The sequence below is a fragment of the Rhizobium sp. SRI_017 genome (assembly GCF_057586295.1).
The window spans coordinates 386,309-406,501 of record NZ_JBYCZP010000002.1; the positions used below are offsets into that span (position 1 = coordinate 386,309).

A 20,193-nucleotide genomic window follows, 5' to 3' on the forward strand; every position below is an offset into this window, starting at 1 on the left:
CAAATGGAAGACAAAGGGCTGATCGTCCTCGCCGCCGGTGGTACCGGCGGCCATCTGTTTCCGGCCGAAGCGCTCGGACATGAACTGAAGGCGCGCGGCTACCGCGTGCATCTGGTGACCGACAGCCGCGCCGAGCGCTTTGCCGGCAAGTTTCCTGCTGACGAAATCCATGTCGTGCCATCGGCGACGATAGGCTCGAAGAACCCGATCGCGCTCGCCAAGGCTCTCTACACGCTCTGGTCCGGCATGCGCTCCGCGCGTAGCCTTTTCTCCAGGCTCAAGCCGAAGGCCGTCATCGGTTTCGGCGGCTATCCGACCGTTCCGCCGCTGCTTGCCTCGACAACGATGAAGATCCCATCGCTGATTCATGAGCAGAATGCAGTCATGGGCCGGGCCAACAAGATGCTTGCTTCCCGCGTCCAGGCGATTGCCGGCGGCTTCCTGCCGGAGGGGCACGGTGCGCATGCGGCCAAGACGGTCGTCACGGGCAACCCGGTGCGACCGGGTGTCATCTCGGCCGCCGCCCAGGCTTATGTTGCCTCCGGTGAAAACGACCCGTTCAACCTTGTCGTCTTTGGTGGCAGCCAAGGCGCGCAGTTCTTCTCGAGCGCGATCCCCTCAGCGATCTGCCTGCTCGAAGACCAGTACCGCAAACGGCTGAAGGTGACGCAGCAGGCGCGTGCCGAGGATCAGGATGCCGTCAACAAAAGCTATGACAAGCTCGGCCTCTCCGCCGACGTTTCGCCCTTCTTCGGTGATATGCCGAAGCGCATTGCCGATGCCAATCTCGTCATCAGCCGCTCCGGCGCTTCCACGGTGTCGGAACTCGCCGTGATTGGCCGTCCGGCAATTCTCGTGCCTTACCCTTACGCCCTTGATCACGACCAAGCTGCCAACGCGGCGGCACTGAGGGCCGAAGGTGGCGCGGAAGTGATCACGCAGTCCCATCTTTCGCCGGAAAAGCTTGCCAAGATCCTCCGGCACGCCATGGATGATCCGGCAAAGCTCGCCGCGACCGCGCATGCCGCCAAGGTGACCGGCAAGCCGGACGCCGCGCAGCGCCTCGCGGATCTCGTCGAAGGGATCGCCGCGGGCAAGTCGGTGACGGAATTCAAGGAAGGTCCAAACGCATGAAAATGCCCAAGAGCATCGGGCTCGTTCATTTCATCGGCATCGGCGGCATCGGCATGAGCGGCATCGCCGAGGTGCTGCACAATCTCGGCCACAAGGTGCAGGGCTCGGACCAGGCCGACAGCGCCAACGTCCAGCGCCTGCGCGCCAAGGGTATCGACGTCCATGTTGGACACAAGGCGGACAATCTCGGCGAAGCGGAAGTGGTCGTCGTGTCGACCGCGATCAAGAAGAGCAATCCCGAGCTCGTCGCTGCGCGCGAAAAACTGTTGCCGGTCGTGCGTCGCGCCGAAATGCTCGCCGAGCTGATGCGCTTTCGCAATGCGATCGCTGTTGGCGGTACGCACGGCAAGACGACAACGACGTCGATGGTCGGAACGCTTCTCGAGGCCGGCGGTCTCGACCCGACGGTCATCAACGGCGGTATCATCAACGCCTACGGCACCAATGCCCGCATGGGCGAAGGCGAGTGGATGGTGGTCGAGGCCGACGAATCCGACGGAACCTTCCTCAAGCTGCCGGCCGAAATCGCCATCGTCACCAATATCGACCCTGAGCATCTCGACCATTACGGCACCTTCGACAACGCCCGCGCGGCCTTCCGTCAATTCGTCGAGAACGTGCCGTTCTACGGCTTCGGCGTGATGTGCCTCGACCATCCCGAGGTCCAGGCCATGGTGTCCAAGATCGAAGACCGCAAGGTCGTCACCTATGGCGAGAATCCTCAAGCTGACGTTCGTTTCAAGAATGTCCGCTTCGAAGGTGCCGTGTCGATCTTCGACGTCGAGATTCGCCGCCGCCGCACGGGCCTGACGATCGAGCTCAGCGATCTGCGCCTACCCATGCCGGGCCGGCACAATGTGTCGAATGCCACCGCCGCCATCGCCGTCGCCCAGCGCCTCGGCATTTCGCCCGAGGACATCAAAAAGGGTCTTGCAGGCTTTGCCGGCGTCAAGCGCCGCTTCACCAATACCGGCGAATGGAATGGCGTGCAGATCTTCGACGACTACGGCCATCATCCTGTCGAGATCAAGGCGGTGCTTCGGGCAGCGCGCGACAGCTGCAACGGCCGCATCATAGCGATCCACCAGCCGCACCGCTACACCCGCGTCGCGAGCCTCTACGAGGAGTTCGCCTCCTGCTTCAACGACGCCGACACGGTCTTCATCGCGCCGATCTACTCGGCCGGAGAGGATCCGATCGAAGGCGTGACGTCGGAAGAACTCGTCTCCCGCATCAAGTCGGGCGGCCATCGCGATGCGCGCTTCCTAGCGGCCTCCGATGCGCTACCGGCCTACGTCGCCGCCATTGCGCAGCCGGGGGATTATGTGGTTCTTTTGGGGGCTGGAAACATAACGAATTGGGCACAGGCGTTGCCGAAGGATCTGGCGGCGTTGTCAGGGAAGAAACAATGAAGCAGGTTGATGGGGAGAAGCTCCTCGCCGAATTGGGCGAGGGCGTGAAGGATATCAGGGGCAAGTTGACGCCGAATGCGCCGATGGACCGCGTGACGTGGTTCCGCGCCGGCGGCCTTGCCGAGTTGATGTTCCAGCCGCACGATGTCGATGATCTGGCGACCTTTCTGAAAGTCTTGCCGGAACAAGTGCCGCTGACCGTGGTCGGCGTCGGCTCCAATCTCCTGGTGCGCGACGGCGGCATCCGCGGTGTCGTGCTGCGTCTGTCGGCCAAGGGATTTGGCGATGTCGAGCTTGCGGGGGAGAATCGCATCCGCGCCGGCGCGATCTGCCCGGACAAGAATATCGCCGCCATGGCGCTCGATAATTCGATCGGCGGCTTTGCGTTCTATTATGGTATTCCTGGCTCGATCGGCGGCGCGCTTCGCATGAATGCCGGCGCCAACGGCACCGAGACCAAGGACCGTGTCGTCGAGATCGAGGCCGTCGACCGCAAGGGCAATCGCGTCACACTCTCCAATGCCGACATGCATTACAGCTATCGCAAGTCGCAGGCGCCGGAAGGGCTGATCTTCACGCACGCGACCTTCGAAGGTTATGCTGAGGACAAGGCCAAGATCCGCGCCGAAATGGACGCGGTCCGGCATCACCGCGAGACGGTCCAGCCGGTGCGGGAAAAGACCGGCGGCTCGACCTTCAAGAATCCCGAAGGTCATTCGGCCTGGAAGCTGATCGACGAGGCGGGCTGCCGCGGCTTGCAGATCGGTGGCGCGCAGATGTCTCCGCTCCACTGCAATTTCATGATCAATATCGGCCATGCCACCGGCTATGATCTGGAAAATCTTGGCGAGACCGTGCGCCGCACCGTGTTCGAACATTCGGGCATTCTGCTTGAGTGGGAGATCAAGCGCCTGGGCGAATTCATTCCGGGTGCCGAGGTGTCCCGATTTGCTGCATAGGGTGATGTTTATTAGTTCATGCTGGTGAAGATCTGCATGGACCATGAAACTCAGCTTTAAGATTTACTGCGTCATTATATTCGCTGTTACGAAAGCGATATATATGGTTTCCCGCCTACAGGAGTGGATCGTCCAGAGCATCGCTGCCGGTGCGTTCTCCAGGCGCGCCGACGTGCTGCGTTTTGCTTCGACGCGCTCCCTTGTGACGACGCTTGCGGCGATCGGCCTCAATTTCCTTATCTATGAGGTCTTCGGCCGCATTGGCCTTGCCACCATCCCGACCGATCCGGTGGGCGACGCCGTGGTCACGGCCTGCGTCGCCGGGCCTATTTCCTTCCTCGCCTACTATCTCGTCGGCCGCGCAATTCGGGAGCTGGCGATTTCCCGCGACGCCTTCGAGCGCATGTCGCGCATCGATCCCCTGACCGGACTACTCAACCGCCGGGCGTTTACCGATGCGATCGCTGCGATCCGCGCTCCCTATGTCATCGCGGTGATAGACATCGACCGGTTCAAGTTGATCAACGATACCCATGGCCACAGTGCCGGCGACAAGGTGCTGATCGAGGTGGCCGAGGAACTTCGGAACGCCTTTGGCGAAGAGGTGGTGCTTGCCCGGCTAGGCGGCGAGGAATTCGGGGTCGTGATGCCCGATCGAGGCAGGGAAGAGGCGCTGGCAGTGCTGGAACGCGCCCGCGCTGTGTTGGAGAACCACATATTCCATGTGTCGGGCGGGCAGATAACTGTAACCTTCTCCGCCGGCCTGTCGCGGTCGGGCGGCGAGGAGGGCTTCTCGATGCTGCTCAGTGATGCGGACAAGGCGCTCTATCTTGCCAAGGCCGCCGGTCGCAACCGGGTCGTCCATGTCGACGATCTCGCAGTGATCAGTCCGGTCGTCGAGCGCATGCCCCAGCAACTGGCAGGCTGATCGGTTTAAGGCCCGTTTGCTTGTGATGAACGCAGCCGGCCACCTGATCCACGGTAACCTTAACCCCGTGAACCGCTTGCGGGAGGGCACTCCCGGAGCGATAGGAGAGGTCACGGCCCTCGTAGCTCAATGCCAGAGCAGCTGCTTCGTTTGCAGCCGATCCAGGTTCGACTCCTCGGCAGGGCCTCCACTTTATCGCTGACCGATCACACAAGCCGCCTGCGCTGCTGACCGATTTCATCACCCGCGCAGCACCCTCTTGACCTTGCCATCGTTGGAACGTCTACAACCCATCCATGATCCAACTGGGTCTCGGAAGGAATGTCATGATGAAGAAGACAGTTTGCATTGGATTGACATTGGCGATGCTGGCGCTGCCGGTTGTGACGCGGGCCGAGGACGATCACGCGAACCACAACATGGCGGCCGTGGAGAATGCAGCAGACGGGGCTGCCAAGGCCTATATGGATGGCATGGCCAAGATGAACCGCGACATGAATGCCGCCATGACCGGCGACGCCGATGTCGACTTCGCGGCCATGATGATCCCGCATCACCAGGGTGCCATCGACATGGCGAAAGTGCAGCTCGAATACGGCAAGGATCCAGGGCTCCGGAAACTCTCCGAAACGATCGTCACGGCACAGGAAAGTGAAATCACCTTTCTGAAGGGCTGGCTCGCAAAACATTCCAAGCCCACCGACGCCACACATGCGCACCACATGCCCTCGAGCATGGCCTACATGGAGGGCATGGAGAAGATGAACAGGGACATGAATGCCGCGATGACCGGCGATCCCGACCGCGACTTCGTCTTGATGATGATCCCGCATCACCAGGGCGCACTCGACATGGCCAAGGTGCAGCTGGAGCATGGCAAGGATCCGGAACTCCACAAACTGTCCGGCAACATCATCAAGGCGCAGGAAGGCGAGATCGCCTTCATGAAGGGCTGGCTCGCCAAGCCCTGAGCTCGGATCACAAGAAAAGGCCCGCGGCGATCACTCGCCGCGGGCCTGTCAGTCTTGGGAGTAGTCCGGATCAGGCCACGAGGTCGAAGCGATCCGCGTTCATCACCTTGTTCCAGGCAGCGACGAAATCCTTGACGAACTTCGCCTGGGAATCGCTCTGGCCATAGACTTCGGCGAAGGCACGCAGCTGCGAGTGTGACCCGAAGATCAGGTCGATACGGGTGCCCGTCCACTTGGGCGTGCCCGTCTTGCGGTCGCGGCCTTCATAGACGCCCTTCTTGTCGGCAACGGGCGCCCAGACGGTGGCCATGTCGAGCAGGTTGACGAAGAAGTCGTTCGTCAGCGCCCCGGGACGCGAGGTGAACACGCCGTGCTCGGGCTTGCCGGCCTCCAGCACGCGGAGACCGCCAATCAGTACCGTCAGTTCCGGACCGGTCAGGGTAAGCAACTGGGCGCGGTCGATCAGTGCTTCCTCGGCCTTCATGAACTGGTGCTTATTGTTGTTCACATAGTTGCGGAAACCGTCGGCGCGGGGCTCGAGCGGTGCGAAAGAATGCACATCTGTCTGCTCCTCGGAGGCATCGCCTCGGCCCGGCGTGACGGGCACGGTGATGTCCTGTCCGCCGGCCTTGGCTGCCTTTTCGATGCCGGCCGCACCGGCAAGCACGATGAGGTCGGCCAACGAGATCTTCTTGCCGCCGGCCTGGAAATCCGTCTGGATGCCTTCGAGAATGCCGAGAACCTTCGCGAGCTGCGCCGGGTTGTTCGCTTCCCAATCCTTCTGCGGGGCAAGCCGGATGCGGGCGCCGTTGGCGCCGCCTCGCTTGTCGGAACCGCGGAAGGTCGAGGCGGAGGCCCAGGCGGTCGAGACCAGTTCCTGCACCGAGAGGCCGGAGGCGAGAACCTTGGCCTTGAGCTCGGCAATGTCCCTGTCGTCGACGAGCGGGTGGTCGACGGCGGGGATCACGTCCTGCCAGATCAGGTCCTCAGCCGGCACTTCCGGGCCGAGATAGCGGACCTTCGGGCCCATGTCGCGATGGGTCAGCTTGAACCAGGCGCGGGCGAAGGCATCGGCGAACTGATCCGGGTTTTCCAGGAAGCGGCGCGAGATCTTCTCGTAGATCGGGTCGAACCGCAGCGCCAAGTCGCTGGTCAACATGGTCGGGCGATGCTTCTTGGACGGGTCGAAAGCGTCCGGGATGGAAGCTTCTGTCGTCTTTGCCGTCCACTGGTTGGCGCCGCCCGGGCTTTTCGTCAGCTCCCATTCAAAGCCGAACAGGTTTTCGAAGAAGAAATTGCTCCACTTGGTCGGAGTTTGGGTCCATGTCACTTCGAGCCCGCTGCCGATGGCATCGCGGCCGACGCCGGAATTGAACTTGCTGGTCCAGCCGAGGCCCTGCTGCTCAAGCTCGCCGCCTTCGGGATCGACACCGACGAAGGACGGATCGCCTGCGCCATGGGTCTTGCCGAAGGTGTGGCCGCCGGCGATCAGGGCCACGGTTTCTTCGTCATTCATCGCCATGCGGGCGAAGGTTTCCCTGATGTCGCGCGCAGAGGCGAGCGGATCGGGAGTGCCGTTCGGGCCTTCCGGGTTGACATAGATCAGACCCATCTGCACTGCGCCGAGCGGCTCTGACAACTCACGCTCGCCGCTGTAACGCTCGTCGCCGAGCCATGTGCCTTCGGGACCCCAGTAGAGTTCTTCCGGCTCCCACACATCGGCGCGGCCGCCGGCGAAACCGAAGGTCTTGAAACCCATGGATTCGAGCGCGACATTGCCCGTGAGGATCAGCAGGTCGGCCCAGGAGATCTGGTTGCCGTACTTCTGCTTTATCGGCCAGAGCAGGCGGCGGGCCTTGTCGAGATTGACATTGTCCGGCCAGCTGTTGAGCGGCGCAAAACGCTGCTGGCCCATGCCGGCGCCGCCGCGGCCATCGGTGATGCGATAGGTGCCCGCACTGTGCCAGGCCATGCGGATGAAAAGACCGCCATAGTGACCGAAGTCAGCCGGCCACCACTCCTGCGAATCGGTCATCAGGGCATTCAAGTCTGCCTTGAGGGCATTGAGATCGAGCTTCTTGAATTCCTCGGCGTAGTCGAACGCCTTGCCCATCGGGTCGGAGAGCGTGGAATTGCGGTGCAGAGTGCTGATGTCCAGCATCTCCGGCCACCAGTCCCGGTTCGATCTGGCCTTGCTCCCGCCATGCGGTACGGGACATTTGCCGGCATCTTCGACTTTCGCGTCCATCTGATTTCCTCCTGGAATGTTGGAATTGTTCTAAGCCTGTTCTAACGCCTTCGCGGCGATAGTTTCCAATTGCATTTCATGCAATTTTCGATAGGAAAAACCTATCATGATCACTTTGCGACAGATGCGATATTTCGAGGCGCTCGCGACGACCCGCCATTTCGGCAAGGCCGCGGAAATGGTCGCCGTCAGCCAGCCTGCGCTTTCGGCGCAGATCGCCGAGATGGAGCGATTGCTCGATGTCAAACTGGTCGAGCGGCAGCGCTCCGGTGCGATCCTCACCCGCGAAGGCGAGGAACTCCTACCGGAGATTCGTGACATTCTTGAGCGAGCCGAGGGGCTTGCCGACCGGGTGAAGCCGCGGCAGGGGCCGTTCGGTGGACGGTTGAGGCTCGGCATCATCCCGACGGTCGCGCCCTATATGGTGCCGAAGCTGATACCCGAACTGCGCCGCCGTTACCCGCAACTTGCCATCGAGCTCAAGGAACTGCTGACCACCGGCTGTATCGACGATCTCAAGCACGGCCGGCTGGACTGCGCCATCGTGGCGTTGCCGGTCACAGGGGAGGGGCTGGATAGCGCCTTTTTGTTCGAAGACCGGTTCCTGATCGCCAGCGCGGAGGATGAGAAGACGATCCTGATGTCGCCGATGACCGAGGACATGGTCGATGTTGAGCGGCTGCTCTTGCTCGAGGAGGGGCATTGCCTGCGCGACCAGGCGCTTGCGGTTTGCGGCACCAGCGCCGGAAGGCGGGTGGCCAATTATGGCGCGACGTCCATGGCCACGCTTCTGCAGATGGTGAGCCATGGCATGGGCATCACGCTTATCCCGGAGATTGCCGTCAAGGATGAGGCGAGTCGCAACCGCATGCGCATCGTGCCCTTCGCCGAGCCGCAACCGTCCCGCAAGATCGGGCTCGTCTGGCGGGCGAGCGCGTCAGGCAGACGACGGGATTTCGAGGCTCTCGGCATGGCGATCGCCGAAAGTGCGACAGATCTGCTTCATAACTGAACGTTAACCATTCGGCTTAAGCAAGTATAAAGCTTTGGCTCGACGGGAGCTCGGTTTCGACTCAATAGTCCGCGGCAACAAGGGCGATTAGTGGAGTAAGAGCCGTGAAGACCAATTTCGTCGATCAGGATTCGAACACGACCTTTGTCATCGACAAGAGTGGCGAGCGGTGGCTGTTCGAGGACGGTCATAGCTTCACGTCTGCAAGCGGCGCTGCGATCAACTCCTACGACCAGACCGATGTCGAGATCATTCTCGAGGGCCATGTCGAAACCACATCCGACGACGCGTTCGGCGCCATCGATGCGCTTGGCGAACACGCCATGATCGTCGTCACCGAGACCGGCACGATCGAGGCCGGCCATACGGGCATCGCCGTTCATGGCGAAGTCACCGAAATCGATAATCGCGGCCGGATCGAAGGCGATCTCCACGGCGTCTATGCCACTGGCGGCCGTTTCTATCTTTCCAATATGGGTTACATCAGCGGCGGCAATATCGGCGTCTACATGGGCGGGGACCAGTCGGCGCTGACCAACCACGATGTCGCCGAGATCCGCGGCAGCGTGGTCATGGGCGGCGCGGCCGGCGAGACCCTTTGGTTCAACAATTATGGCAAGCTCGCCGCCCCGACGAACGCGATCATCGGCGGCGACAGCAACGACATCATCCACAATACGGGGCAAGTGCAGGGTTTCGTTTCGCTCGGCGCCGGCAATGACGTGCTCGACACCCGCTGGGGCTCGCTCACCGTGGCCCGGATCGACGGCGGCGCAGGCGACGATCTGTTGATCACCAGCCGCTCCGACTATCAGTTCAACGAGGCTGCGGACCAAGGCTATGACACGGTGAAGACCAATGTCAGCTACGCGCTCGCTGCCAATGTCGAGAAACTGGTCCTTTTTGGCCAGGCCGACATCGACGGCACGGGCAACGACAGTGCCAACTCTCTGATCGGTAACTCGGTGAACAACCGGCTCTCCGGGCTCGGTGGCGACGATATCCTTGATGGCGGCCGGGGCAACGATGTGCTGACGGGCGGCGCTGGCCTCGACACATTCGTCTTCGGCTCGCGCCACGACATGGACACGATCACCGATTTCACCCATGGTGAAGATACGATCGACCTCGGCGCCTGGCGGAAGGTCGACAGTTTCAGCGATTTCTTGAAGCGCGCCGAGGATCATGGCGACGATCTCTGGATCATTGCCGGCAAGGACATGCTGGTTATCCAGGATCAGCACAAGGCGGATATGCACGCGGACGACTTCACGTTCTGATCGTTTTACGCTGGATGCGGCCTGCCTCACTGGCAGCCGCAATGGCCCTGATAGGCCTCGGCGCCCTGGCAATTCAGTTCCTGCCGGCCGAATCCGAAGCTGTGATGCGGAAATTCGGCGAGGAAGCCGCCATTGGCCCAGCACCATTTCCCCGGGCCGAAGAGCTTGTGATAGGTATCGCAGCTTTTGCCGAAATAGATCTTTTCGATGCCGGACACGGGCTCGGCGTCGACGGGTGTGCTGATCATACGGGTCACCGGATATTTCGACGTCAGCACATAACCGTCAGCATTGCAGGAAATCTCATATCCCATTCCGTCCGCCACGTAGTCCTGCGCCGCTGCGTTTGAAGCCGCGGTCGCCAGCGCGGCGATGAGAAGCATCTTTCCCATTGATTTCAGGATCATCGGCCATCCTTTTCCCGCTGTGATTCAAGTTCGCACACGCACGTATCACATGAGCCTGTTGCAGCGATGCGCCATCTCCTTCGAAGCCGGCCCAAAAATTAACACTGGTAAACGCTTCATTAACCTTAATCGGTTTTAGTGATTTCCGACTGCCGATGTTTGGCCACGCGTCCAGCGAAAGTTCCAAGCAAGGGCAGACGGATAGTCTGCGGATTCGAGTATGGGGTCCTTGTGAATGAGCGCGAAGCACGTAGCGGTATTGATGGGTGGATTTTCTTCCGAGCGACCGGTGAGCCTGTCGTCGGGGAACGCCTGCGCCGATGCGTTGGAGGGCGAGGGCTATCGCGTTACCCGGATCGACGTCGATCATGACGTCGCGACCGTGCTCGCGGAACTCAAGCCGGATGTTGCCTTCAACGCGCTGCATGGTCCGTTCGGCGAGGATGGCACGATCCAGGGCATTCTCGAATATCTCGAACTTCCCTATACCCATTCCGGCGTGCTCGCCTCGGCGCTTGCCATGGACAAGGAACAGGCCAAGCGCGTGGCGAAGAGCCAGGGCATTCCCGTGGCGGAAGCCAAGGTCATGGTGCGCAGTGATTTCACCTCCTCGCACCCGATGAAGCCGCCCTACGTCGTCAAGCCGGTCCGCGAAGGCTCCAGCTTCGGCGTCGTCATCGTCAAGGAAGACCAGTCGCATCCGCCGCAGATCATCACGTCATCCGAATGGCGCTACGGCGAGACCGTAATGGTCGAGCGCTATATCTATGGCCGCGAACTCACCTGCGGCGTGATGGGCGATGTCGCGCTCGGCGTCACCGAAATCGTGCCCCAGGGGCACTCCTTCTACGACTATGATTCGAAATATGTGGCTGGTGGCTCAAAACACGTCATTCCTGCACAAATTTCACCGAAAATTTACCAAAAAGTACAAACACTCGCACTGAAGGCGCACAAGGCGATGGGCTGCCGCGGAGTTTCGCGGTCCGACTTCCGCTACGACGACCGCTTTTCCGAGGAAGGTGAGCTTATCTGGCTGGAGGTAAACACCCAGCCCGGCATGACTCCAACCTCGCTCGTGCCGGAAATGGCCCTCCATGCGGGCCATTCCTTTGGTGAGTTTTTGCGTTGGATGGTGGAGGACGCGTCGTGTTTGCGTTGAGATCCCGGCGGGCACCGATCGATTACCCCGAACAGGATCCGGCAGCCGCCGGTGACAAGATGGTCTTGCCGCGGCCGCTGCGCCGCGCTGTGCGCTTCCTCGGCAGCCTCGCCTCAGGCCGCGTCAACATTCCGCGCCATGTCGGCAGCGCCTCTGTCGTCGCATTTTATGCCGCCACCGCCGTCTACGTCTTCGCGCTGGTCGGCGAGCCGCTGCAGGTGACGCAGGCCATGACCTCCGCGGTGGGCTTCGCCATTAACAATGTGAAGGTCTCCGGCAATGCCGAGACCTCCGAGATCGACATTCTGGAAAAGATCGGCCTCGACGGCACGACCTCGCTGATGTCGCTCGATGTCGCTGCCACGCGTGAAGCGCTCAAGACGCTGCCATGGATACTCGATGCCGAGGTCCGCAAGATCTATCCGGATACGATCGAGATCAAGCTCAAGGAAAAGGTCGCCTTCGGCATCTGGCAGCACGGCAACGAGCTGCATCTGATCGAACGCGATGGCAAGCCGATCGCCAAGCTGCGCGACAACAAGTTTGCCCATCTGCCGCTCTTCGTCGGCATGGATGCCGGCACCGGCGCCGACGAGATCATGGACGACCTCGCACGCTGGCCGGCCATCAAGGGACGCGTCAAGGCGTTGATGCGGGTTGCCGGCCGTCGCTGGGATCTCAAGCTCGACAATGGCGTGGTCATCAAGCTGCCCGAGCGTGACATGGATCGCGCCATGGCCGAACTCGGCGAATTCGATAATACCCACCAGGTTCTGGAGCGCGACATTCTCGCGATCGACCTGAGGCTAACAGACAGAACGACCGTGCAGCTCACTGCCGACGCCGCCGAACGGCGCAAGAAGGCGGTTGAAGCGCGCGCAAAGGAACTCAAGAAGCTCAAGGAGGCGATATGAGTATCTTCGGCTCCTCCGATGGATCCGCACCCCGGCTCAAGCCGCTTCCCTCGAAGCGGTCTCATGTCGTTTCGGTGCTCGACATCGGATCGACGAAAGTTGTCTGCATGATCGCCCGGCTCACGCCGCGCGAATCCACTGAAATCCTGCCCGGTCGCACCCACAAGGTGGAGATCATCGGCATCGGCCATCAGCGCTCGCGCGGCATCAAGTCGGGCGTGATTTCTGACCTCGATGCGCTTGAAGGCGTGATCCGCCACGCGGTGGATACCGCCGAGCGCCAGGCTGACCTCACGGTCGATAGCCTGATCGTCAACGTCTCGGCCGGCCGCCTGCAAAGCGACGTCTACACCGCCTCAATTGATCTCGGCGGACAGGAAGTCGATCAGGATGACGTTCGCAAGGTCCTCGTCGCCGCTTGCCGGCAGTCGCTCAATTCCGAACGCGCCATCCTGCATTCGCTGCCGACGGGCTTCTCGCTCGATGGCGAGAAGGGAATCGGTGACCCGATCGGAATGTTTGGCGACTCTCTGGGCGTCGACATGCATGTGCTGACGGCCGAACGCAGCGCGATCAAGAATATCGAGCTCTGCGTCAACCGCGCCCATCTCTCGGTCGAAGGCATGGTCGCTACGCCCTACGCCTCTGGCCTCGCGGCGCTGGTCGATGACGAACTCGAACTCGGCTGCGCGGCCATCGACATGGGCGGTGGCACGACCACCATCTCTGTCTTCGCCGAGGGCAAGCTGGTTCATGCCGATGCGATCGGCCTCGGCGGCCATCATGTGACCACCGACCTCGCACGCGGTCTTTCGACCCGAATCGAGGAAGCGGAACGCATCAAGGTCATGCATGGTTCGGCGCTCGCCAATTCCATGGATGACCGCGAAATCGTCTCGGTCCCACCAATCAACGATGAAGACCACGATCCGCCGACCCATGTGCCGCGCGGCCTGATCGGCAAGATCGTTCGTGCTCGCGTCGAGGAGACGCTGGAAATGATTCGCGACCGCATCCGCGGTTCGGGCTTCTCGCCTATCGTTGGCAAACGGGTCGTGCTGACAGGTGGCGCAAGCCAGCTCACCGGACTGCCGGAATTGGCGCGCCAGGTGCTTGCCCGCAACGTTCGCGTCGGTCGCCCGATGGGCGTCAAGGGCTTGCCGGCGGCAGCCAAGGGCCCGGCTTTCTCGACCGCCGTCGGATTGCTGATCTATCCGCAGTTCGCCGATATCGAAATTCATGCCGAGGAGAGGGGCGTGTTTGCCGCTCTCGGCGGAGGCAATGGCAGGTTCGCTCGCGTCAGCCAGTGGCTGAAGAGCAGTTTTTGAGATTCAAGAATGACGGCCGGTATGGCAGCCGGCTCGATTAGAAGAAGGACGGACAAGATGACCATTAAACTGAACAAGCCGGACATTACCGAGCTTAAGCCGCGCATCACGGTGTTCGGCGTGGGCGGCGGCGGCGGCAACGCTGTCAACAACATGATCACCGCCGGCTTGCAGGGCGTGGATTTCGTTGTCGCAAACACAGACGCCCAGGCTCTGGCCATGACCAAGGCCGATCGCGTCATCCAGATGGGCGTGCAGGTCACTGAAGGCCTCGGCGCCGGCTCGCAGCCCGAAGTCGGCCGCGCGGCCGCCGAGGAGTGCCTCGATGAGATCATCGATCACTTGAACGGCACGCATATGTGCTTCGTCACCGCCGGCATGGGCGGCGGCACCGGCACCGGTGCTGCTCCGATCGTCGCACAGGCCGCCCGCTCCAAGGGCATCCTGACCGTCGGCGTCGTCACCAAGCCGTTCCAGTTCGAAGGCCAGCGCCGCATGCGCATCGCCGACGACGGCATCAACGAGTTGCAGAAGTCCGTTGACACGCTGATCGTGATCCCGAACCAGAACCTCTTCCGCATCGCCAACGACAAGACCACCTTTGCCGACGCCTTTGCCATGGCCGACCAGGTGCTCTATTCCGGTGTTGCCTGCATCACCGACCTGATGGTCAAGGAAGGCCTCATCAACCTCGACTTCGCCGACGTCCGCTCGATCATGCGCGAGATGGGCCGTGCGATGATGGGTACAGGCGAATCGTCCGGCGAAGGCCGCGCTCTGGCTGCTGCCGAAGCTGCGATCGCCAACCCGCTGCTCGACGAAACCTCGATGAAGGGCGCTCAGGGCCTGCTGATCTCGATCACCGGCGGCCGCGACATGACGCTGTTCGAAGTCGACGAGGCAGCGACCCGCATCCGCGAAGAAGTCGACCCGGACGCCAATATCATCCTCGGCGCCACATTCGACGAAGCATTGGAAGGCATTATCCGCGTCTCTGTTGTCGCGACGGGTATCGATCGCGCAATGGGAGCGGGTGATGCGCGCCCTTTTGAGGTCCGGCCGGCTGCTGTGCGGTCGGTAACGCGCCCGCAGGCGTCCTTCACCCAGCCCGTCGCCGCGCCGGCTTCGGTCATGCAGTCCCAGCCCGTTCTGGCTCAGCAGCCGCAGACGCAGTCCATTGCTGCCGACCCGGTCGCCGAGACGATTCGTGCCGCTGAACGCGATATGGAACGCGAACTTGAGATCGCAGTCTCCGACCCGCTGATGAGCGAGCTCGCTCCGATGATCCAGGACGACTTCCGTCCTGCGAGCCGGCTCTTCAACATGCCGCAGGAAGAAGCCCCGGTTGCCGCTCCGGCACCGGCCTTCAACCGCGTCATGCCGCAGCCCGAGCCGCAGATGCAGCAGCCCGCCGCTTCGTTCGTCGAGCAGCCTCCGATTCATCATGAGGCCCGCAACGAGCCGTCGCTGATGGCCTCGGTCCGGATGGAAGCCGAGCAGCTCCGCATGCCAAAGGTCGAGGACTTTCCGCCCGTCTTGAAGGCCGAGATCGAGCACCGCGCTGGCGTCACCCCTCCGGCGCACGCCGAAGAGCGTGGCCCGATGGGCCTGCTCAAGCGCCTGACCTCGTCGCTCGGCCGCAAGGAAGAGGAGCATGCTCCGTCGGACATGACCGCCGGCGCGCCGGCTGCGGCCTCGCAGCAGCGCCGTCCTCTGTCACCGGAAGCGAGCCTTTACGCGCCGCGCCGTGGCAATCTCGACGACCAGGGTCGTCAGGTGCCGGCCCAGCCACGCTCCCAGGAAGAGGAATTCGACATTCCGGCGTTCCTGCGTCGCCAGTCGAACTGACCCGAAAGGGATGAAAACACGGGGGTCCGAGCCTGCGGTTCGGACCCTTTTTCGCGTTGGTGCGGGGGCCGGGAAGGCAGTTCGTCGAGAGCCCAATGCGTTCGTTACAATCCGAAAGAAACATTGATTTGGTTTGGCGAAATCCCGACGATATTTTGACCATGGGTCCTTTGGGGGTTGGGTTACCCGTGTGAACTTGCTGCTTTGCAGTGCCTGAAATGTGTCCGGCGTGGCCGGGCGGGTGGCCTAGACGGTCATTCGGAATAGCGGGGTAAGATGACTTTAGGTCTTTTGGGTTTCGAGACGACGTTTGAGAACCCGTTTACGATTCGGGGTATCGGTGTCCATTCCGGGGCAGAAGTCACAGCAACTTTCAATCCAGCCGAAGCCGGCACCGGCATTATTTTCCAGCGCATCGGCGACGATGACGACGTGACCGAACTCAAGGCGGTGTCCGCCTCGGTCGGTTCCACCGATCTGTGCACGGTGCTCGGCTTCTCGCCGGCGCGCTCGGTCGCCACGGTCGAGCATGTCATGGCCGCCTTTTATGCACTCGGCATCGACAACGCGATCGTCGAGATCGATGGCAGCGAGATGCCCGTCATGGACGGCAGCTCGGCAGTCTTCATCGAGGCAATGGAGCAGGCGGGCATCAAGCCGCTCGGCGTCAAGCGCCGCTATATCCGCGTCACCAAGCCGGTGCGCGTCGACCATGGCGCTTCGTGGGCGGAGTTCCTGCCCTATGACGGAACCCATTTCGAGGTCGAGATCGATTTCGACACGCCGGTCATCGGCCGCCAGTCCTGGAAGGGCGATCTCAACGCAGTGTCCTTCAAGAGTGAGCTTTCGCGTGCCCGCACCTTCGGCTTCATGCGCGACGTCGAGCGTCTCTGGGCCATGGGCCTCGCGCTCGGGTCGTCGCTTGAGAACTCGGTCGTCATCGGTGACGACAACCGCGTTATCAACATGGAAGGCCTGCGCTGGCCGGACGAGTTCGTTCGCCACAAGGCGCTCGATGCCGTCGGCGATCTGGCTCTCGCCGGCGCGCCGTTCCTCGGCTGCTACCGTTCCTATCGTGGTGGCCACAAGGTCAATGCCATGGCGCTCAAGGCGCTGCTGTCGGATCGTTCGGCCTATGAGATCGTCGAATCGGCTGGTGCGCGCCATCGCGTCGCGGTTCCGGAACTGGTTGCGGCACCGCATCAGGAATATGCGCCCTGGCGTGCCTGAGGAGCATTGCGAGGCCCGCCAGATGCTTGGCGGGCCGGCTTTCCGCCGTGTCTTCGATGCATCGGCATTGCCACAAATTTGCATGAATTGCAGGCCATGACGTTGCGGTTCGGGGTGATTTGTGGCTAGTAGCCGCTGATCGGCTGGCCGAGAATGGCGGCCACGCCGTGGCCGTATGGGGAAACGCAGGACTTATCGATGATGAAACTATCCGCGCGCACCGTGCTTCTGTCGCTCGTGCTTGGCACGAGTGGCCTGGTTGTCGCGAGTTGCTCGAGCGATCCCGATCTCGATATTACCAAGCTCTCGGTCCAGACCGATCCCGCCGACGTGCTCTATACGCAGGGTCTTGCCAACCTCAATGCCGGCAAGGTGAACGAAGCGCAGAAGAAATTCGAAGCTGTCGACCGCCAGCATCCTTTCTCGGAATATTCCCGCCGTTCGCTGGTGATGAGCACCTATCTCAAATATCGCTCCGGCGATAATGACGGCGCTATCGTTGCCGGCGAACGCTACATGAAGCTTTATCCGCAGACCAAGGATGCTCCTTACGTCCAGTATCTGATCGGTCTCGCCTATGCCAAACAGATCCCCGTCGTAACGCAGGATCAGCGCGCGTCTGCCAAGACGATCGAAGCAATGATGAAGGTCGTCACCGACTATCCGACATCCGAATATGTCGACGACGCACAGACCAAGATTCGCTTTGCCCGCGACAATCTCGCCGGCAAGGAAATGCAGATCGGTCGCTACTATCAGGAGCGCAAGGAGTATCTCGCCGCGGTTACGCGCTACCGGACTGTCGTCGAGCAATTCGGCAACACGAACCAGGTCGAGGAAGCGCTCGCGCGTCTCGTAGAATCCTATTACTCGCTCGGCCTTGTCGAGGAAGCGCAGACCGCTGCCGCCGTTCTCGGCCATAACTATCCGGAAAGCGAGTGGTACAAGGCGAGCTTTGAACTGTTGCAGTCGAAGGGCCTCGAGCCTCGCGAAAATTCCGGTTCCTGGATCTCCCGCGCCGGCAAGAAGCTCCTGCTCGGCGAGTCCTGATCGGGGCCAGCATGCTCGTTCAGCTGTCGATCCGCGATATCGTCCTGATCGATCGGCTTGACCTTGCCTTCGAGCCGGGCTTGTCCGTGCTGACGGGCGAAACTGGTGCCGGCAAATCCATCCTGCTTGATTCGCTGTCGCTGGCACTTGGCGGCCGCGGCGACGGCGGCTTGGTGCGCCACGGCGAGGACAAGGGGCAGGTCACCGCCGTGTTCGATGTCGAAGGCGCTCATCCACTCCGCGAGCTTCTCCGCGATAACTCCATTGACGAGGACGGCGAAAGCATCATCTTTCGTCGCGTTCAGTCCGCTGACGGTCGCACCCGCGCCTATGTCAACGACCAGCCTGTGAGCGCGCAACTCCTGCGGCAGGCAGGCGGGTTGCTCGTCGAGATCCACGGCCAGCACGACGACCGTGCACTGGTCGATACCGAGGCGCATCGCAATCTGCTCGATGCCTTCGCCGGCCTCAGCGACGAGGCGGACGAGGTCGCCGGCCTCTATCGCGGCTGGAAGGATGCGGGCCGCGAGGCGAGGACCCATCGCGCCAAGGTCGAGGCGGCACAGCGCGAAGCAGACTATATCCGCTCCTCGGTGGAGGAATTGGAAAAGCTGTCGCCGGTCGACGGTGAGGAAGACGAACTCGCCGAAAATCGCGCGCGGATGATGAAATCGGAGCGGATCGCCGGTGACATTTCGGAAGCGTCCGAATACCTCAACGGCCAGGGTTCTCCAGTTCCGCATATCGCCTCGCTGGTCCGCCGGTTGGAGCGCAAGGCAGCTGAGGCGCCCGGCCTGCTCGAAGAGACCGTGCAGGCGCTCGACGAGGCCATCAATTATCTCTCCGAGGCGCAGAACCAGATCGAGGCTGCGCTCCGTCGCACCGAATTCGACCCCAAGCAACTGGAGCGCGTCGAGGAGCGCCTCTTCGCGCTCCGCGCCGCCTCGCGCAAATATGCCGTGCCCGTGGTGGACCTGCCGGCGCTGGCGGCGAAAATGGTCGCCGATCTCGCCGACCTCGATCATGGCGAGGAACGCCTCCGCCAGCTCGATGCGCGCGAGAAGGAAGCGGAGGCTGCCTATTTCGCTGCCGCGCGCAATCTTTCCGCCAAGCGCCACAATGCCGGCAAGGCTTTGGCCGAAGCCGTGATGGCCGAACTGCCCGCCCTCAAGCTCGATCGCGCCCGCTTCATGGTCGAGATCGAGACGGGGGAATCCAATGCTGCATCCAGCGGCATCGACCGTATAGAGTTCCACGTCCAGACCAATCCCGGCACGCGCCCAGGCCCGATCACCAAGGTTGCCTCAGGTGGCGAACTCTCCCGCTTTCTGCTGGCGCTGAAGGTCGCGCTCGCCGACCGCGGCTCCGCGCCGACATTGGTGTTCGACGAAATTGACACTGGCGTTGGCGGCGCGGTGGCCGACGCGATCGGCCAGCGCCTCAAGCGGCTGTCGTCCCGCGTCCAGGTTCTGTCCGTGACGCATGCGCCGCAGGTCGCGGCCCGGGCCGATACCCATCTCCTGATCTCCAAGGGACCCTCCGGCGACGACAAGAGTCGGGTTGCCACCCGCGTCGCAACCATGGGCGACAGCGAGCGCCGCGAGGAAATCGCCCGTATGCTCGCGGGGGCATCGATTACCGAAGAAGCCCGGGCTGCGGCAGGAAAGCTGCTTGCGGGCGAGGGGTGATTCTTGCCTTGCCGGTCTCGCTGGCTTATCTTGTGTGCATAAAGGGAGCCTTTTATGCACAAGCGGATGACAATCACACTCGATGAGGAGGTTTATGACGGACTCTACCGAATGGTGGGGCGCCGGCGCATGAGCCAATATATTGAGGACATTCTTAGGCCGCATGTCACCGAGGCTGCGCTGCAAGAAGGTTATCAGGCGATGGCTGCCGACGCCGACCGCGAAGCAGAAGCACAGGAGTGGTGCAACGCGCTGGCCGGAGACATGCGTGATGAAGCGCGGTGAGATCTGGTGGGTGGAATTCGACCCTTCGATCGGCAGTGAAATCCGCAAAACGCGACCGGCGGTCATTGTCAGCAACGATGTCGCCAATACCCATCTGGCGCGGGTCGTCGTCGTTCCGCTCACGGGCAGTGTTTCCAGGCTCTATCCGGGCGAGGCGCTGGTTACGCTTTCTGAAAAACAGAGCAAGGCAATGGCCGACCAGATCATGGCGGCGGACAAATCGCGGCTGAAGAGCAGGCTCGGTGTCGTTGCTGCTGCCGAAATGGAGGCACTGGATGCAGCTATGATGTTGCATCTTGGCCTCGCGCACCAAACTTCGTAAATCTCGAAAAGATGG

General features: G+C 61.8%; 18 protein-coding genes and 1 tRNA gene. 17 read left to right on the plus strand and 2 right to left on the minus strand.

Going from position 1 to position 20,193, the window contains the following annotated elements:
* The first annotated feature begins 3 nt into the window (after positions 1 to 3).
* From murG to copM, 6 genes are all read left to right on the plus strand, one after another.
* A complete protein-coding gene (gene murG, locus AC2YI2_RS06630) occupies positions 4 to 1,134 on the plus strand; it encodes an undecaprenyldiphospho-muramoylpentapeptide beta-N-acetylglucosaminyltransferase (RefSeq protein ID WP_487385647.1) in 1,131 nt (376 codons plus the stop codon).
* A complete protein-coding gene (murC, locus tag AC2YI2_RS06635) occupies positions 1,131 to 2,546 on the plus strand; it encodes a UDP-N-acetylmuramate--L-alanine ligase (protein WP_487385648.1) in 1,416 nt (471 codons plus the stop codon). Before murG ends, murC begins: the two co-directional genes overlap by 4 nt.
* The gene (gene murB, locus AC2YI2_RS06640; protein WP_487385649.1) at positions 2,543 to 3,505 is read left to right on the plus strand and encodes a UDP-N-acetylmuramate dehydrogenase; all 963 of its coding nucleotides are present in this window, start codon (positions 2,543 to 2,545) and stop codon (positions 3,503 to 3,505) included. Before murC ends, murB begins: the two co-directional genes overlap by 4 nt.
* Before the next feature lie 103 nt (positions 3,506 to 3,608).
* Positions 3,609 to 4,433, plus strand: coding sequence for a GGDEF domain-containing protein (locus AC2YI2_RS06645; RefSeq protein ID WP_487385650.1), 825 nt, complete (start codon positions 3,609 to 3,611; stop codon positions 4,431 to 4,433).
* A 114-nt stretch (positions 4,434 to 4,547) separates the two neighbouring features.
* Positions 4,548 to 4,623, plus strand: a tRNA-Thr gene (locus AC2YI2_RS06650).
* Between the two features lie 229 nt (positions 4,624 to 4,852).
* Entirely contained in the window at positions 4,853 to 5,404 is a 552-nt protein-coding gene (gene copM, locus AC2YI2_RS06655) for a CopM family metallochaperone (protein ID WP_487385867.1), read from the plus strand.
* Between the two features lie 70 nt (positions 5,405 to 5,474).
* Here copM and katG read toward each other — a convergent pair whose 3' ends face one another.
* A complete protein-coding gene (katG, locus tag AC2YI2_RS06660; RefSeq protein ID WP_487385651.1) occupies positions 5,475 to 7,652 on the minus strand; it encodes a catalase/peroxidase HPI in 2,178 nt (725 codons plus the stop codon).
* Between the two features lie 106 nt (positions 7,653 to 7,758).
* Here katG and AC2YI2_RS06665 point away from each other — a divergent pair, with 106 nt between their 5' ends.
* Both AC2YI2_RS06665 and AC2YI2_RS06670 read left to right on the plus strand, forming a co-directional pair.
* Positions 7,759 to 8,664 carry a LysR substrate-binding domain-containing protein gene (locus tag AC2YI2_RS06665; protein WP_487385652.1) on the plus strand — a complete coding sequence of 302 codons (906 nt, stop codon included), beginning with the start codon at positions 7,759 to 7,761 and terminating at the stop codon, positions 8,662 to 8,664.
* Positions 8,665 to 8,768: 104 nt separating this feature from the next.
* The gene (locus AC2YI2_RS06670; RefSeq protein WP_487385653.1) at positions 8,769 to 9,944 is read left to right on the plus strand and encodes a calcium-binding protein; all 1,176 of its coding nucleotides are present in this window, start codon (positions 8,769 to 8,771) and stop codon (positions 9,942 to 9,944) included.
* Between the two features lie 26 nt (positions 9,945 to 9,970).
* Here AC2YI2_RS06670 and AC2YI2_RS06675 read toward each other — a convergent pair whose 3' ends face one another.
* Positions 9,971 to 10,351, minus strand: coding sequence for a hypothetical protein (locus AC2YI2_RS06675; RefSeq protein ID WP_487385654.1), 381 nt, complete (start codon positions 10,349 to 10,351; stop codon positions 9,971 to 9,973).
* A gap of 235 nt (positions 10,352 to 10,586) precedes the next feature.
* On the opposite strand from AC2YI2_RS06675, the gene AC2YI2_RS06680 reads away from it, so the two are divergent.
* From AC2YI2_RS06680 to AC2YI2_RS06720, 9 genes are all read left to right on the plus strand, one after another.
* Entirely contained in the window at positions 10,587 to 11,513 is a 927-nt protein-coding gene (locus AC2YI2_RS06680; RefSeq protein ID WP_487385655.1) for a D-alanine--D-alanine ligase, read from the plus strand.
* The gene (locus AC2YI2_RS06685) at positions 11,501 to 12,427 is read left to right on the plus strand and encodes a cell division protein FtsQ/DivIB (protein WP_487385656.1); all 927 of its coding nucleotides are present in this window, start codon (positions 11,501 to 11,503) and stop codon (positions 12,425 to 12,427) included. The genes AC2YI2_RS06680 and AC2YI2_RS06685 overlap by 13 nt, the downstream gene beginning before the upstream one ends.
* A complete protein-coding gene (gene ftsA / locus AC2YI2_RS06690) occupies positions 12,424 to 13,755 on the plus strand; it encodes a cell division protein FtsA (protein WP_487385657.1) in 1,332 nt (443 codons plus the stop codon). The genes AC2YI2_RS06685 and ftsA overlap by 4 nt, the downstream gene beginning before the upstream one ends.
* Positions 13,756 to 13,812: 57 nt before the next feature.
* Positions 13,813 to 15,603 carry a cell division protein FtsZ gene (gene ftsZ / locus AC2YI2_RS06695; protein ID WP_487385658.1) on the plus strand — a complete coding sequence of 597 codons (1,791 nt, stop codon included), beginning with the start codon at positions 13,813 to 13,815 and terminating at the stop codon, positions 15,601 to 15,603.
* Between the two features lie 276 nt (positions 15,604 to 15,879).
* Entirely contained in the window at positions 15,880 to 16,833 is a 954-nt protein-coding gene (gene lpxC, locus AC2YI2_RS06700) for a UDP-3-O-acyl-N-acetylglucosamine deacetylase (RefSeq protein ID WP_487385659.1), read from the plus strand.
* A 201-nt stretch (positions 16,834 to 17,034) separates the two neighbouring features.
* Positions 17,035 to 17,883, plus strand: a complete 849-nt coding sequence (locus AC2YI2_RS06705) for an outer membrane protein assembly factor BamD (RefSeq protein ID WP_487385868.1) — start codon at positions 17,035 to 17,037, stop codon at positions 17,881 to 17,883.
* Positions 17,884 to 17,894: 11 nt separating this feature from the next.
* On the plus strand, positions 17,895 to 19,571 hold the full coding sequence (gene recN, locus AC2YI2_RS06710) for a DNA repair protein RecN (RefSeq protein WP_487385660.1): 1,677 nt from the start codon (positions 17,895 to 17,897) through the stop codon (positions 19,569 to 19,571).
* A 54-nt stretch (positions 19,572 to 19,625) separates the two neighbouring features.
* Positions 19,626 to 19,856 (plus strand): hypothetical protein, encoded by a 231-nt coding sequence (locus AC2YI2_RS06715; RefSeq protein ID WP_487385661.1) that lies wholly within the window; start codon positions 19,626 to 19,628, stop codon positions 19,854 to 19,856.
* Positions 19,843 to 20,178, plus strand: a complete 336-nt coding sequence (locus tag AC2YI2_RS06720; protein WP_487385869.1) for a type II toxin-antitoxin system PemK/MazF family toxin — start codon at positions 19,843 to 19,845, stop codon at positions 20,176 to 20,178. Before AC2YI2_RS06715 ends, AC2YI2_RS06720 begins: the two co-directional genes overlap by 14 nt.
* Positions 20,179 to 20,193: the final 15 nt, after the last annotated feature.